12 protein-coding genes are annotated in these 14437 nt (G+C 62.8%); 11 read left to right on the plus strand and 1 reads right to left on the minus strand.

From position 1 onward, the window contains the following. Positions 1–28: 28 nt before the first annotated feature. From ISX93_RS16025 to ISX93_RS16050, 6 genes are all read left to right on the plus strand, one after another. Complete coding sequence (locus ISX93_RS16025) at positions 29–1081, plus strand: TauD/TfdA family dioxygenase (protein WP_195779765.1); 1053 nt, start codon at positions 29–31, stop codon at positions 1079–1081. A 51-nt stretch (positions 1082–1132) separates the two neighbouring features. Further along, positions 1133–1972 carry a sulfurtransferase gene (locus tag ISX93_RS16030; protein WP_195779766.1) on the plus strand — a complete coding sequence of 280 codons (840 nt, stop codon included), beginning with the start codon at positions 1133–1135 and terminating at the stop codon, positions 1970–1972. A 176-nt stretch (positions 1973–2148) separates the two neighbouring features. Next, positions 2149–3504, plus strand: a complete 1356-nt coding sequence (gene soxC, locus ISX93_RS16035) for a sulfite dehydrogenase (protein WP_195779767.1) — start codon at positions 2149–2151, stop codon at positions 3502–3504. Next, complete coding sequence (locus ISX93_RS16040) at positions 3488–4246, plus strand: c-type cytochrome (protein WP_195779768.1); 759 nt, start codon at positions 3488–3490, stop codon at positions 4244–4246. Before soxC ends, ISX93_RS16040 begins: the two co-directional genes overlap by 17 nt. Positions 4247–4320: 74 nt before the next feature. Further along, a complete protein-coding gene (locus tag ISX93_RS16045) occupies positions 4321–5691 on the plus strand; it encodes an MFS transporter (RefSeq protein WP_195779769.1) in 1371 nt (456 codons plus the stop codon). 366 nt (positions 5692–6057) lie between these two features. Beyond that, a complete protein-coding gene (locus ISX93_RS16050; RefSeq protein ID WP_195779770.1) occupies positions 6058–7053 on the plus strand; it encodes a YeiH family protein in 996 nt (331 codons plus the stop codon). A 113-nt stretch (positions 7054–7166) separates the two neighbouring features. On the opposite strand, the gene ISX93_RS16055 is transcribed toward ISX93_RS16050, so the two are convergent. Continuing rightward, positions 7167–8051 (minus strand): helix-turn-helix domain-containing protein, encoded by an 885-nt coding sequence (locus ISX93_RS16055; protein ID WP_195779771.1) that lies wholly within the window; start codon positions 8049–8051, stop codon positions 7167–7169. Between the two features lie 128 nt (positions 8052–8179). Between ISX93_RS16055 and ISX93_RS16060 the strand changes: the two genes are divergently transcribed. Genes ISX93_RS16060 through ISX93_RS16080 form a run of 5 tightly spaced genes read left to right on the plus strand, consistent with a single transcriptional unit; the run spans position 8180 to position 14410 of the window. Continuing rightward, positions 8180–9460 carry an acyl-CoA dehydrogenase family protein gene (locus ISX93_RS16060; protein WP_219841038.1) on the plus strand — a complete coding sequence of 427 codons (1281 nt, stop codon included), beginning with the start codon at positions 8180–8182 and terminating at the stop codon, positions 9458–9460. Positions 9461–9504: 44 nt separating this feature from the next. Further along, positions 9505–10635, plus strand: a complete 1131-nt coding sequence (locus ISX93_RS16065) for a saccharopine dehydrogenase family protein (RefSeq protein WP_195779772.1) — start codon at positions 9505–9507, stop codon at positions 10633–10635. 60 nt (positions 10636–10695) lie between these two features. Next, positions 10696–12264, plus strand: coding sequence for a class I adenylate-forming enzyme family protein (locus tag ISX93_RS16070; protein WP_195779773.1), 1569 nt, complete (start codon positions 10696–10698; stop codon positions 12262–12264). A 24-nt stretch (positions 12265–12288) separates the two neighbouring features. Then, a complete protein-coding gene (locus ISX93_RS16075) occupies positions 12289–13137 on the plus strand; it encodes an SDR family NAD(P)-dependent oxidoreductase (protein WP_195779774.1) in 849 nt (282 codons plus the stop codon). 34 nt (positions 13138–13171) lie between these two features. Next, positions 13172–14410, plus strand: a complete 1239-nt coding sequence (locus ISX93_RS16080) for a thiolase family protein (protein WP_195779775.1) — start codon at positions 13172–13174, stop codon at positions 14408–14410. The last annotated feature ends 27 nt before the right edge of the window (positions 14411–14437 follow it).

Here is a 14437-nt window from a genome sequence, read left to right on the forward strand (position 1 = left end):
CGCAACCGCAGCTAGAGGATCATCAGACATGAGCAACGCAGCACTCTCCAAGATCGATCATCCCGCCGCCTGGACTGTCAAAAGCCTGATGGCGCAACAGGACAAGTGGATCTACCAATTTACCGCGCAAGACATTGCCGAGCTGGACGCGGCCCTGCAGCAGGTCAAGGCCCGCGGGCTGATCGTGCCCAAGTTCGGCAAGGACGATTTCCCCATGCCCAAGCTGGCGGCAAAGCTCAAGGGATTCCTGCAGAGCCTGAGCACCGGCATGGGTATCTTTTATCTCAAGGGTTTCCCCGTTGAGCGCTTCAGCAAGGACGATGCCAGTGCGATCTTCTGGGGGATTGGCACCTACATCGGCCGGCCCTGGCAGCAGAATGCCCGCGGCCATGTGCTGGGTGACGTGATCAATGAAGGTCGTGATCCGGTAAAAGACATGAATGCCCGTGGTTACCAGTCGACCGCAGAACTCGATCTGCATACCGACGGTGCCGATATCGTCGGCCTGCTGTGCCTCAAGCAGGCCCCTGAAGGTGGCGAGAATCAGCTGTGCAGCGCGGTCTCGGTATTCAACAAGGTGATCGAGGACAACCCGGCGGCGGCCCAACACCTGCTGGAAACCGAGTATTGCTTCGACTGGCGCGGTGAGCAGCAGCCCGGCGAGAAGCCCTATTACCGCTCCAAGCTGGTTACCCGGCAGGAAGATGGCAGCGTTGCCTTTTTCTGCATCACCGAGTATGTGCGCAGCGCCCAGCGCTTCGAAGAGGTACCGCGCCTGAGCGGCGAGGACCTCGCGGCATTCGATGCCTACAACAAGGCCAAGTGGGACGAGTCGCTGGTGCTGCGCCTGCGTCAGGTGCCCGGTGACATGCTGTTTCTCAACAACCATTTCATGATGCATGCACGCAGTGAGTTCAAGGATGCCGAGGATCCCAGGGAGCGCCGCCACCTGCGCCGCCTGTGGCTGGAAACCGATGACTGGCATGGCAAGCGTCCTGCAGCAATGAACACCCTGCTGGTCAACGCGCGCAACTACTGGGAAAAGAATGATGTCGGCGTGCAGATGTGGGACCACAAGTAACCGTGCCGTATGACAGCCTTGGCCGACCAACCTTGACGAGAAACAAGCAGCATGAGCAGTCCGGTAATTGAGGTGGCACAACTGGTGGAAGCAATGGCACGCGGGGCGAAGCTCGCCATCGTCGATTGCCGTTTCGATCCGCTGAATCCTGCCGCCGGGGAGCAGGCCTACAGGACCGGGCATATTCCGGGTGCGCATTACGCGCATCTGGAAAATGACCTGGCGGCGCGGGACAAGTCCAGCGGCGGACGCCACCCGATTCCTTCAGTGGACGAGTTCACTGCATTGATGGCCCGTTATGGCGTCGACGCCGATACCCTGCTGGTCTGCTATGACGCCGGCGACCTGGCCGCTGCGGCGCGCCTGTGGTGGACTGCGCGGTACTTCGGCCTGGCCCGCGTGGCGGTGCTCAATGGCGGCTATGCCGCCTGGCTGGCGGCCAACCAAGCCAGCGTGACGACGCCGGCGGCTGCCGGCAACGGCACCTTCAGCGCCACGCCGAACCCGGCCATGAGCGTTGATTTCGCTGCGGTGTGCTATGGCGAGCATCGCCCGCTACTGGTCGACAGTCGCGATCCGCCGCGCTTTAGCGGCGAGGTCGAGCCGATTGATATGCAGGCCGGGCATATCCCGGGGGCGATCAACCTGCCGTGGCGCCTGTCGCTGGGCGACAACGGCCTGCTGCGCAGCGCCGAGGAGATGCGCCAGCGCTGGCAGCCACTGCTCAAGGGGCAAGCAGCGCCTATCCTGTATTGCGGCTCCGGCGTCACCGCCTGCGTCAACCTGCTGGCCCTGGAGGTCGCCGGCCTGCAGGGGGCGCGCTTGTATCCCGGCAGCTGGAGTGACTGGTGCCAGCACGGTGGTGCGGTGGCTACTGGCCTGAGTGGCTAGTTCATCAGTCACTTTCGGCGCCCGAGGCCCTGTTACCGCGTTGCCGCTTCTCGCCATAGCCCTGCTATGACTCGTCGCGGCGCCTTGTTTCAGAACCTCGCTCAGCCAAACTTGAGTTGAGCAACTAGCCTTGCAGGCTACTCGCGGATCTAACTGAATCAGCACGGAGTTTTGCCATGACAGGATTGCCTACCCAGCCGGGACACTTGCGTCCGGCGCCGGAAAACTTCCTCAGCGCCGAGCAGATCGGCGAGGTCAAGGCCGGCCGCCGCGACTTCCTGCGCAGCAGCCTGCTGGCCGCCACCGCGGCACTGGTGGCGCCGCTGACGGCACGCGCCGCGGCCGGCAGCGGCGATCCGGACATCCTCAAGCTGCCCGAGTGGAGTACTTCATCCGGCCGGCCGGTGGTTGAGCGTCCCTATGGCAGTCCGTCGAAATACGAAAGCCAGCTCGTGCGTCGCGACTTGCCGGGCGTGTTGTCCAAGGTTCCCGGAAACTCGGTGTCCTTCACCCCGTTGCAGGGGCTGTTCGGCATCATCACGCCGTCCGGGCTGCACTACGAGCGACATCACCAGGGCTGGCAGGATATCGACCCTGCGCGTCACCGGCTGATGATCACCGCTTCCAACCCGGCCTTTATCAAGCAGGCCAAGGTCTACACCATGGACGACCTGCTGCGCTTGCCGAGTGTGTCGCGTATTCACTTTCTCGAGTGTGGCGGCAATGGCGCCAGCGAGTGGGGCGCGGCCACCTTTCCCACGGTGCAGTACACCCACGGCATGCTCTCCTGCTCGGAGTTCACCGGCGTCCCGTTGCGCCTGCTGCTGGAGGACTGCGGGGTCGACTACAAGAAGGCTCGCTACGTGCTAGCCGAGGGTGCCGACGGCGCCACGCTGACCCGCACCATTGCGATGGAAATGATCGAGTCGGGTGAGGTGTTGGTTGCCTACGGGCAGAATGGTGAAATGCTGCGCCCGGAAAATGGCTACCCGCTGCGCCTGATCGTGCCGGGGGCGCAGGGCGTGTCCTGGGTGAAGTGGCTGCGGCGCATCGAGGTGGGCGATCAGCCTTTCGCTTCTCGTGAAGAGACCCTCAGCTATGTCGATCTGCTGCCCGATGGCATGCACCGCCAGTACACCACCATCAATGAATGCAAGTCGGTCATCACCAGCCCGTCCGGCGGGCAGACCCTGCTCAGCCAGGGCTTCTTCAATGTCACCGGGCTGGCCTGGTCGGGCCGCGGCAAGATCAAGCAGGTGGATGTTTCCTTCGATGGCGGGCGCAACTGGAAGCCGGCGCGGCTGGACAGCGCGGTGCTCAGCAAGGCGCTGACCCGCTTCAATATCGACTGGGTCTGGGATGGCCGACCGGCCATCCTGCAGTCGCGGGCGATCGATGAAACCGGCTATGTGCAGCCTAGCTATAAGCAGTTGCGTGCGGTGCGTGGCAGTCAGTCGACCTACCACAACAATGCGATCCAGTCCTGGGAAGTGCTGGCCAGCGGTGAGGTGAACAATGTCCAGGTTCTCTGATGCGTTGCTGTACGCCACCCTGCTGGGCAGCGCCTTGCCGGCAGTGGCGAGCGATGACTTTTCCGGTATTGGCCGTGCGGCCACGCCGGCCGAGGTCAAGGCCTGGGATATCGACGTGCGTGCGGACTTTCTCGGCCTGCCGCCCGGTTCCGGCAGCGTGGCCCAGGGCCAGGCGATCTTTGCCGCCAAGTGCGCTGCCTGCCACGGTGTGGCGGGTGAGTCGGCGGCCATGTTCACCCCGCTGATCGGTGGCACCACGGCTGACGACAGCAAGACGGGCCGGGTGGCCAGTCTCAGCGCCGGTCCCACGCGGGTGCGTACCGTATTCATGAAGCTGCCGACCATTTCCTCGCTGTTCGACTACATCCAGCGCGCCATGCCCTGGACCCAGCCGAAGTCGCTCAAGCCCGACGAGGTGTATGCCGTGATGGCGTACATGCTCAACCTGGCGCAGATAGTCCCGGCGGACTTCACCCTGAGCCAGCAGAACATGGCCGAGGTGCAGCAGCGCCTGCCCAACCGCAACGGCATGACCACCGACCACGGCTTGTGGCCAGGCGCACCGGCCAGCCAGGGCGGCATGGGCAATGGCGGGCAGCCGGATGTGCAGGCACAACGCTGCATGCAGGACTGTGCCGAGAGCATCCAGCTGGGTACACCGGTTCCGCCACCGCTGCGCAAGGTAGCCGGCAGCCCGGCCGCGCAGAACCGCAGTATCGGCGGCGTGCGCGGCACCCCTTAAGCCAACCAGCGAACTTCTTCCCGCCGCCGGCAATGCCGGTGGCGGTGATTGGCGCAACACTGATCAGGATTCCCATGAATAATCGACACTCCGCGACTACGCCGGCCTCCGGCGCAAAGAGCACTTCCAGTACCTACCTGTGGCTGGTGTTTGCCCTGCTGATCGGCCTGATGATGTCGAACTACCTGTCGCGGCAGGTGGTCACCGTGCTGTTTCCGTTCCTCAAGGCCGACTGGAGCCTGAGCGACACGCAGCTCGGTTCACTGGTCAGCATGGCGGCGTTGACGGCGGGGTTGTTTTCCCTGCCGATCTCGCTCTTGGTCGATCGCTATGGCCGGGTTCTCGGCGTGACCCTGATGGCGGTGCTCTGGGGCCTGGCCACGCTGCTCTGCGCGCTGGCCGGGAACTATCTGTTGCTGTTGGCTGCCCACGTGCTGCTGGGTGTGGCCCAGGCCGCCTTTGGCGGTGCTGGCGGTGCCATCCTGCTCGGCCTGTTTCCGGCGCGGCAGCATTCGACGGTGATGGGCAGCTTTCTGGCTGCGGCACTGGTTGGCTCGGTATTCAGCATTGTGCTCGGCGGCATCCTGGCCACGCACTATGGCTGGCGCATGGCATTCAGCGTATTTGGCGTTGTGGCGCTGCTGATGGCGCTGCTGTTCCGTCTGGTGGCACGTGAACCGCAGGCCGCGGCGTCGGGTACGGCGGGCGCCGTGTCCGCGGAAAAATTGCCGCTGCGGCAGGCGTTCGGCGCGTTGTTTGCCGCGCCCACCGCCGTCTATGTCTACCTCGGCTGCGGCCTGCAGATGTTTACCGTGGGCGCCTCTCTGGCTTGGGTCCCCAGTTACCTGAACCGCTACCACGGCCTGCAGCCCGCCGACGCCGGCGTCAAGGCCGGCATTTTCGTGCTGGTCTCGGCGGTTGGCATGACCCTCGGCGGCGCGCTGGTGGATCGTCTGGCACGGCAGGCACCGGCGCGCAAACTGCGCATCACCGCGATCTATACCGGCCTGACCATGCTGCTGTTTGTCGGCGCCTTTGCCATCGCGCCGGGCACCTTGCAGTTGTGGCTGATCGGTCTCGGCATGCTGGTTTCCGGCGCGCACAGCGGGCCATCGACGGCGATTGTTACCGAGGTCAACGACCCGCGGCTGCGTGCGACAGTGCTGGCGGTGGTCGCCCTGGCCGTCAGCCTGCTGGGCATGGCACCGGGTCCGTTCGTCACCGGCTTGATTGCCGACCACAGCGACCTGAATACCGCGATGCTGCTGATGCCGGTGGCCAGCCTGCTGGCCGGGCTGTGTTTCCTCGCGGCCAACCGGCATTATGCAAAGGATGCCCTGCGCTTCCAGGCACCAGCAGAGTCGAGCATTGCAGCGCTGGAGGAAGAATTTCTGCAGGTGGAGCTGCACGGCGACAGCGATAAAAGCGACAAGCCTGGCCTGTAACCTGTTTGGCTGGTCCGGCAAAGCCAGCGGCATCCGTCCCGATTCGGCGTTGTCACTGCGTACCATAGTTCTGCTATGACGCGTTGTGGCTCCTTGATCCAGAGGCGCGCTCAGCGGAATTGGACTGAACCGCCAGCAGTTCAGCCTGCTCACCGGCTTCGCTTTTCTCACCGTGTATGCCTTGAGCGGGCCGCTGATGCGTGTGCTGCCCGATCGCTTTAACCCGAGCAAGGTGATCGCCGGCGGCTTCCTGCTGTGGAGCGCCAAGACTTTGTAAACCGGCCTGGCGTCGGTGTTCTATTAGCGGCTGCACCGCTCGACGCGGGGCAAGGCCGTTCTGCCTTCACAACCTGACTGAGTACGCTGATGTTCGACAATTTCAAAACTCGCGCCGAGGCGGTATTTCCCGGCATCGCCATTGCATTGACCATTGGTTTTGCCGCGAGCTTTCTCGGCGAGCACTATGGTGCCCCGGCGATGCTGTTCGCCTTGCTGCTGGGCATGGCGCTGAACTTTCTCTACCAGGACCCGCGCTCGGCCACCGGTATCGAGTTCAGCTCGCGGCAGATCCTGCGCTTTGGCGTGGCACTGCTGGGCTTCCGCATCGCCTTCGATGACCTGCTGAGCATTGGCTGGCCGGTGTTCGGCATGATCGTCGCCGGGGTGTTCAGCACCATTCTGGTCGGGGTGCTGATTGCCCGGATGATGGGTTATCGGCCGCGCTTCGGCATGTTGACCGGCGGCGCGGTGGGCATCTGTGGCGCCTCCGCGGCGCTGGCGCTGTCGGCCGTGCTGCCCAGGGACGAGCGGAACGAGCGGGCCACGGTATTCGTGGTGGTGGGAGTGACCTCGCTGTCGACCCTGGCGATGATCATCTACCCGGTAATCAGCGCGCAGTTCGGCCTGGATGACACCGCTGCCGGGATCTTCTTCGGCGCAACCATCCATGATGTCGCGCAGGTGGTCGGCGCCGGCTACTCGGTCTCCGATACCGCCGGCGATATCGCTACTCTGACCAAGCTGCTGCGTGTGGCCCTGCTGCTGCCGGTGGTGCTGATGTTCGCCATGATCTTCAGCGCCAGTCGCGAGGCTGGCGAGAAACGCCCGCCGCTGTTGCCCGGTTTTCTGGTGGCCTTTGTGGTGTTTGCCGCGCTGAACAGCCTGCTCGAGCTGCCAGTGCTGTTCACCGATGCCATGAGCTCGCTGTCGCGCATCTGCCTGGTCGCGGCAATCGCAGCCATCGGCCTGAAGAGCGACTTGCGCAGCATGCTGACGATTGGCTTCAAGCCGGTCCTGCTGATGCTGCTGGAAACCGTCTGGCTGGCGACTTTCGTCCTGCTCGGGCTGTATCTGCTGGGCTGACGGTGGCTTGTGCGACCGGCAAGTGCCATGCCGGTTAGCGCAATGGCCACCGTGCTCGCCACCCCGCTGTGTCCGGGGCAACCTGAGCGATGCCGGTGCAGCGCGGCACGGGTTCAGTTCAGGTTCTCCTCCCGGTTTGCCGCGCGAGTGAAGGCGGCGCGGTAGCCAGCCGGGGTGGCCGCGTGTGCCTGGCGAAAGCAGGCGGTCAGGTGGCTCTGGCTGCTGAAGCCGCATTCCTGGGCAATATGGGCGATCGGGATGCTCGACATGCCGAGCAGCTTGCGTGCCTGCTCGAGGCGCACGTTGAGGATGTAGCGGTGCGGCGGTGTGCCCATGGCGTCTTCGAAGATCCGGCGGAAGTGGGTCAGGCTGACGCCGGCAAGCCTGGCCAGCGAAGGTGCCGAGAGGTCCGCCGACAAATGCTCGTGGATGTGGTTGAGCACCGTCTGCAACCGGAAAAACTGCGCATGGCGGGGGTTGATGAAGGTGTTGTTCGGCGTGGTCAGCACGCGGAAGCTTTGTTCGAGCATGATCCCGGCCAGGCGCTCCATGTAGCCCTGGTCGGCCAGGCGGCCTTTCTGCAGTTCATTGACGATCTGCTGGGCCGCGGCACCCACCAGCGGGTCAGTGAACGGCATCGGTGCGTTGTGGGATTCGGCCAGTGCATCCAGGCACTGGGTTGCGCTGCAGGTACTGTCGATGAAGTAGAAGATGGCGTAGTCGATGGTGCCGGCATAGTGCCAGTGCGTCGGCACGCCGGCCGGTATAAGTTGCGACTGGGTTGGCAGATTCATGCTGCGCAACTGTTCCAGTTCACCCTCGCGCACGCGGCTGCCGCCGAACTGGGTAACCAGCGCGGACAGCTCCATGCCGCTCACCGTCAGCTCCATCGCCTGGTACAGGTAACGCTCGACATACAGCGGCACCGCGCCGCGGACATAGCCTTCCACGATGGGCGTGTGGCTGAGCTGCTTGCGCACTTTTGTCCAGGGTTTCATGGGTTGGATTATCCGTCTGCCGATGGTTTTTTTTTGATAAAGATAGGTGTCTTTACTGAAAGCCGCCAGCCCCGTCGACGCCTAGCATTCGTGACAAGACAAAAACACCATGTCCGACGAGGCGCATCATGAAACTAAGCAAACAGCTCAACCTGCCCGCCATTTCAATGAGTGGATTCGAAACGCCCCTGAGTGAGGAGGAGGGCGCCATTCAGCAGAGTGCGCACGCTTTTGCCCGCGACGTGTTGCGCCCGCTGGGACGCGAGTTGGACGGCATGACGGCCGAGCAGGTGGTGGCGCCCGGGTCTCCCTATTACAGCGTGTTCACCGAAGCGGCCAAGCTTGGCCTGGATTCCGATCTGCTGGCGCAGTTGCCGCCGGACATGGCGGTTCGCGTTGAATCGATGGTCGGTGAAGAAATGGGCTGGGGCGATGCTGGCCTGGCTGTTTCGCTGACCGTCACGGCCTTCCCCGGTGAAATGGCGAAGACTGTTGGTAATCAGGAATTGATCGATCTGTGCGCCGGCAAGATCGGCTGCTGGATGATCACCCACCCGGACAAGGGTTCCGACGTTGGTGCGTTCGACCTGAAGCGTGAATGGCCGCAAGGGCAGCCAGGCAACAAGGGCAACATGTTTGCCAAAGTCGGTGCTGACGAAATCGTCATCAACGGCCAGTGTTCGGCCTGGGTGTCCAACGGCGCGGTGGCTCAGGTGGCCCTGGCCTATATGACGGCGGATTACGGTGACGGCTTCATCGGTGCTGATGGTCGTCCCAACGGTGTGGCGATGATCGTGCCGCTGGACCTGCCGGGCGTGAGCAAGGGCAAGCCACTGGAGAAGATTGGTCAGCGCTCGCTGCCGCAGGGTGAGGTGTATTTCGACAACGTGCGGATTCCCAAGCGCTTCGCCATTGCCCTGCAGGACGAGTACTACGGCAATGTCGCCTCGGCCTGGTCGTTCGCCGGCACGCACATGGGCCAGATGTTTACCGGTGTGGCCCGCGCCGCCTTCGAAATGGCGCTGGAGTACTGCAATCAGCGTAAACAGGGTGGCCAGCTGCTGATGGATCACCAGCTGACCCGCTATCGCATTGGCGACATGCTGCGCCGCGTCGAACTGTGCCGCGCGGTCGCGCGGCGGTCGCTGGCTTATGCACGCCTGACTCCGCAAGGCCACCCGTGGGCTACGGCTTCCGGCAAGGTCACGGTTACCGAAGAAGCGATGAAGGTGGTGTCCGAAGCCCTGCAGTTGTTCGGCGGCAACGGCCTGACCCGCGAATACCCGATCGAAAAGCTGTTCCGCGATGCCCGCGCCGCGCTGATCGAAGACGGCGACAGCTACATGCTGACTACCCGGCTCGGCTTCCTCGCCCAGCAAATGTACGAAGACGGCTGGACCAAGAACTGATCACAGGCAAGACACCCAATCACTGAATTTCAGGAGCAAAGAAAATGGCTAAATATCCCGTAGTTGTGTATGGCGCCAGTGGTTACACCGGCATGCTGACCATGGACTGGCTGATCGATCAGAACATCCCGTTCACCGCGGTGGCGCGCAACGCCAAGCGCACCCAGGAAATGATGGCCCAGCGCGTGGTGCGCCTGGAGTCGGCGACCTACGAGATCATCGAAGCCGAGCACACGGTCGAGTCGCTGACCAAGGCCTTCAAGGGTGCCAAGGTGGTGTGCAACACGGTCGGGCCGTTTGTCAATTTCGGCATCACCACCGTCGAGGCGGCACTCAAGGCCGGCTGCCACCATATCGACACCACCGGTGAGCAAAGCTACATGCTCCAGGTGCGTGAACAGTTTGGCGCGCTGTATGCCCAGGCCGGGCTGCTGGTTTCGCCGTCGGTGTCGTACATGTACACCTTCTCGGAAATTGCCGCCGAACTGGCCCTGGAAACCCAGGGCATCGATGCGCTGGAAACCGCTGCCATGTGCCGCGGCCCGCGTGACTCGGCCGGCGTCAGTGTGGGCTCAGCCGCCTCGATCTTTGAACTGATGCGCGCCAAGCAGCATTACCTGTGGGAAAACCAGCTCAGGGCGCACGCGGTAGACGCCTCGTTCAACATCATCGACGCCAACTTTATCCAGCCGGTGTTCTGCCTGCCGTGGGGCGGCACTTCGCTGCCGATCTATTTCGAGAAGGATTCACGGGTGCGCAGCTGTATTTCCTCGGTCGGCTTCTACGACAACAACGTCATGCAGATGGTGCATGGCCTGGCCAAGAAGTGGGATGCCGAATACAAGGATCTGCCGAGAGAGCAGCAGGATGCCGTGGTCAAGAGCCTGGTGGACTCGACCACCCCAAGCATGCCGCCGCGCGAGCGCACCAGCCTGCAGCGCAGCGTCGATGTCGCCATCGGTCGCGGCCAACTGGCCGCCGTGCGCGCCACCGTGCATGGCATCACGCCTTATATCTCTACGGGTGCCCTGCAGACCGCCGCGGTGATCAAGCTGCTCGACGGCGAAACCAATGCGGTCGGCTTTGCCTCCGGCTCCAAGGCCTTCGGCCACCGCTACCTGCTCGGTTTCCTCGAGCAGCGCGGCCTGGCGCGCGCAACTGTGACCCAGCTCTAACCACCCCCCCTTGGTGCGGCTTCCGCGAGCGGGAGCCGCACCCGTTTTCAGGATTCCGACATGGCCATCATCGACTTTTTCGACCGCGGCTGGCGCAGCAACCCGAGCGGCACCGCCTATATTCAGGATGAGCGCGAATACAGCTTCAATGAAGTGGGTGAGCTGTCCTGCCGTATCGCCAATGCTTTGCTGGCTGAAGGTTTTGCCAAGGAAACCAAGGGTGCGGTCTGGGCCCTCAACGACGTGCCGGCCTGGGCCTGTACCCTCGGCCTGTGGCGTGCCAACCTGTGCTGGCTGCCGGTAGGGGCGCGCAACGCGGCGGAGGAAAACCACTATGTACTGGACGCCTTCGACTGCGAGATCCTGTTCTTCCAGAAGTACTTCGCCCCGGTAATCGCCGAGCTGCAACCGCGCCTGCCGAAGATAAAGTGCTGGGTCTGTGTGGATGGCGAAGCAGCGGAAGTTGCCGCTGCGATTTCCCTGGAAAGCTGGATCAAGGATCAACCAGCCACCCGCGTGCAGGTTCAGGTCGACCTGGACGATGTGGTCATGCTGTCTTCCACCGGTGGTACCACCGGCATGCCCAAGGGCGTGATGAACACTCATCGCAGCCTGCAGACCTTCTGTGCGCACTTCATGATCGGCTGCCCGTACGGCTCCGAAGACCGCGTGGTGAACCTGGCGGCGGCGCCGATGACGCATACCGCCGGCCTGCTGTCGCTGCCCTGCACCTCGCGCGGCGGCACCGTGGTGGTGGTCACCCGGCCCGATCCGGCGCTGCTGCTGGCGGCCATACCCACGCACCGCGTGACCGAGATGTTCCTCCCGCCTACGGTGATCTACCGCCTGCTGGACATTCCGGACCTGAACCAGAAAGTCGATTTCTCCTCGCTGAAGTACTTCATGTATGGCGCCGCGCCGATGTCGGTGGAGAAGCTCAAGCAGGCCATCGAGGTGATCGGCCCGGTGATGATGGGCGGCTACGGCCAGACCGAAGCACCGGCATCGATCGCCTACCTGCCGCCGGATGCGCACTTCGTTGGTGGCAAGGTCGCCAGCGATGCCCGCCTGTCCTCGGTTGGCCAGCCCAACCCGCTGATCCATGTGGAGATCCTCAACGACGACAACCAGATCGTCGCCCAGGGTGAAACCGGCGAGATCTGCGTGCAGGGCGACCTGGTGATGAAGGGCTACTACAAGGCCCCGGACAAGACCGCCGAAACCATCATTGATGGCTGGCTGCACACCGGTGACGTCGGCCATATCGATAGCGAGGGCTACCTGCATATCACCGACCGCAAGAAGGACATGATCATTTCCGGCGGTTTCAACGTGTATCCGAGCGAAGTCGAGCAGGTGATCTGGGGCCACCCGGCCGTGCAGGATTGCGCGGTGATCGGCGTACCGGACGCCACCTGGGGCGAGGCGGTCAAGGCGGTGGTCGAACTGAACGCCGGACAGAGCGTCAGTGCAGAAGAACTGATCGCACTGTGCAAGGACAAGCTAGGCTCGGTGAAGGCGCCGAAAAGCGTCGATTTCATCGAGATACTGCCACGCAGCCCGGTGGGCAAGGTGCTCAAGAAGGACCTGCGGGCGCAGTACTGGAACACTTCAGATCGCAAGATCTGATCCCTGACAAATTAAAGGAACACCATGAGCAAGCTAGAAGATCGTTTTCCCAACAAGCGCGTGTTGATCACCGGAGCCACCACCGGTTTTGGCGAGGCGCTGGCCTATCAACTGGCCGCGCGCGGCTGGAAGGTGGCGGTCACCGGGCGCAAGCTCGACGCAGTCAAGCGTACCGCGAAGAAAGTCACCGAGCTCGGCGGTACCGGCCTCGGCTTGCGTCTTGAAGTGCGCGAGAAGGATCAGTGGGAAGCCGTGCACAAGGCGCTGGACAAGGCCTGGGGCGGCATCGATATCCTGGTGAACAATGCTGGTGTGGCCGATGCCAACAGCTTCGACAAGATGGACGATGCCGCCTGGGACAACCTGATGTCGACCAACCTGGATGGTGTGATCAACGGCTGCCGTACGTACTCGCCGGACATGTGCAGGAACAAATCCGGCTATATCCTCAATGTGGCATCCGTTGCTGGCCTGCTGGCCTTCCCGGAAATGGCCAATTACAACGTCAGCAAAGCCGGCGTGATCGGTCTCTCGGAAACCCTGTGCGCTGAGCTGTCGCGTTTCAATATTGGTGTGACGGTGTTGTGCCCGGCAGGCTTCAGGTCGAGCCTGGCGGACAATGCCGCCCGTGATGGCCGCGCGATTGCCGACAGTTCAACCGGGCGCGCCGTCAAGGCGGATATCGACAATGGCAGGCACACCTCCGAAACGGTGGCTGCGTTTGCCATCGAAGAGATGGAGAAGGGCAACCTGTATTCGATCCCGCAGCTGGAATATCGCTTGGTCTGGATGCTCAAGCGCCTGATGCCCAATACCTTCTACAAGACCGTTGGCTGGCTCTACCGCAATCAACTCGGTCCATTTGCCAACTAATCCGCACCGTCGGGTCTTTCGAGAGCTGCCATCCATGAGCAACATCTACATCGCCGGCATCGCCATGACCGTATTCGGTCGACACACTGAACGCTCCCTCGCCGACCTTGCCGGTGAGGCCCTGCAAGGCGCACTGAAGGACGCCGGCTGTCAGGCCAGCGACATTGGCGTGGCGTATTACGCCGGCATGACCAACGGCCCGCTGCAGGGGCAGATCTCCATACCCGGCCAGGTGGTGTTCAGCAAGATCGGCATCCAGGGCATTCCCATCTACAACATCGAGAATGCCTGTGCCTCTGGCAGCAGTGCCTTCAATCTGGCAGTACAGAGCCTCAAGGCGGGTACTACCGATGTGGCGCTGGCTTTGGGTGCAGAGAAGATGAACATTCCTGACAAGCTGAAGGCCTTTGCCATCTTCGAAGGCGGTTGGGATGTCTCTACCGCAGAAGAGAACTACCAGACACTGGTCAAGATGGGCGAGGGCATTGTTCCGCCGGAAGGTTCAGAGTCGACGCGGCCTTACAGCAAGTTCATGGCGATCTATGCGGCCATGTGCCGTTATCACATGAAAACCTATGGCACCACACAACGGCAGATTGCCGCCGTGTGTGCAAAGAATCACCAGCACTCGGTGCACAATCCGTTCTCGCAGTTCCGCCAGCCGTTCAGCATTGATGAAGTGCTGGCTGCGCCACCGATTACCTACCCGATCACCCTGCCAATGTGCGCGCCGCTGTCCGATGGCTCGGCGGCGGCGATCCTCTGCACCGAAGAAGGGCTCAAGCGCATTGGCGCTGACAAGCGGCGCTGCATCAAGGTCGCTGCCAGCGTGATTCGCAGCTTTACCCATCGTGGCCTGGATGAGCCGCACAAGCATGTTGGCCATCTGGCGGCGAATCAGGCCTACGAGATTGCCGGCCTCGGCCCGCAGGACATGCATGTCGCAGAGGTTCACGATGCGTCCGCCATGGGTGAGATCATTCAGGCCGAGAACCTCGGCTTTGTACCTTTTGGCGGTGGCGGCCCGGCTGCCGAGCGTGGCGAGTTCACCGTTGGCGGGCGTATCCCGATCAATCCGTCGGGCGGTCTGGAGTCGAAAGGCCATCCGCTGGGTGCGACCGGCATCGGTCAACTCTACGAGCTGGTGACGCAGTTGCGTGGCGAAGCCGGAGCGCGGCAGGTAGAGGGTGCCCGGCACGCGATCCAAGAGAATGGTGGCGGCCTGCAGGGCATCGAAGAAGCCGCGGTGGCCATTCACATCCTCAGTAAGTAGCCACGCCGCGCATGCGCCAGCCGAGCC

It is taken from the genome of Pseudomonas sp. N040, assembly GCF_015637705.1.
GTDB lineage: Bacteria > Pseudomonadota > Gammaproteobacteria > Pseudomonadales > Pseudomonadaceae > Aquipseudomonas.

What these genes read in the sequence shown, in the direction of transcription:
- ISX93_RS16040 (WP_195779768.1), top strand. Translation starts at nt 3,488, where the DNA reads ATGTCCAGGTTCTCTGATGCGTTGCTGTACGCCACCCTGCTGGGCAGC.
- ISX93_RS16060 (WP_219841038.1), top strand. Translation starts at nt 8,180, where the DNA reads ATGAAACTAAGCAAACAGCTCAACCTGCCCGCCATTTCAATGAGTGGA.
- soxC (WP_195779767.1), top strand. Translation starts at nt 2,149, where the DNA reads ATGACAGGATTGCCTACCCAGCCGGGACACTTGCGTCCGGCGCCGGAA.
- ISX93_RS16025 (WP_195779765.1), top strand. Translation starts at nt 29, where the DNA reads ATGAGCAACGCAGCACTCTCCAAGATCGATCATCCCGCCGCCTGGACT.
- ISX93_RS16030 (WP_195779766.1), top strand. Translation starts at nt 1,133, where the DNA reads ATGAGCAGTCCGGTAATTGAGGTGGCACAACTGGTGGAAGCAATGGCA.
- ISX93_RS16045 (WP_195779769.1), top strand. Translation starts at nt 4,321, where the DNA reads ATGAATAATCGACACTCCGCGACTACGCCGGCCTCCGGCGCAAAGAGC.
- ISX93_RS16070 (WP_195779773.1), top strand. Translation starts at nt 10,696, where the DNA reads ATGGCCATCATCGACTTTTTCGACCGCGGCTGGCGCAGCAACCCGAGC.
- ISX93_RS16055 (WP_195779771.1), bottom strand. Translation starts at nt 8,051, where the DNA reads ATGAAACCCTGGACAAAAGTGCGCAAGCAGCTCAGCCACACGCCCATC.
- ISX93_RS16075 (WP_195779774.1), top strand. Translation starts at nt 12,289, where the DNA reads ATGAGCAAGCTAGAAGATCGTTTTCCCAACAAGCGCGTGTTGATCACC.
- ISX93_RS16080 (WP_195779775.1), top strand. Translation starts at nt 13,172, where the DNA reads ATGAGCAACATCTACATCGCCGGCATCGCCATGACCGTATTCGGTCGA.
- ISX93_RS16065 (WP_195779772.1), top strand. Translation starts at nt 9,505, where the DNA reads ATGGCTAAATATCCCGTAGTTGTGTATGGCGCCAGTGGTTACACCGGC.
- ISX93_RS16050 (WP_195779770.1), top strand. Translation starts at nt 6,058, where the DNA reads ATGTTCGACAATTTCAAAACTCGCGCCGAGGCGGTATTTCCCGGCATC.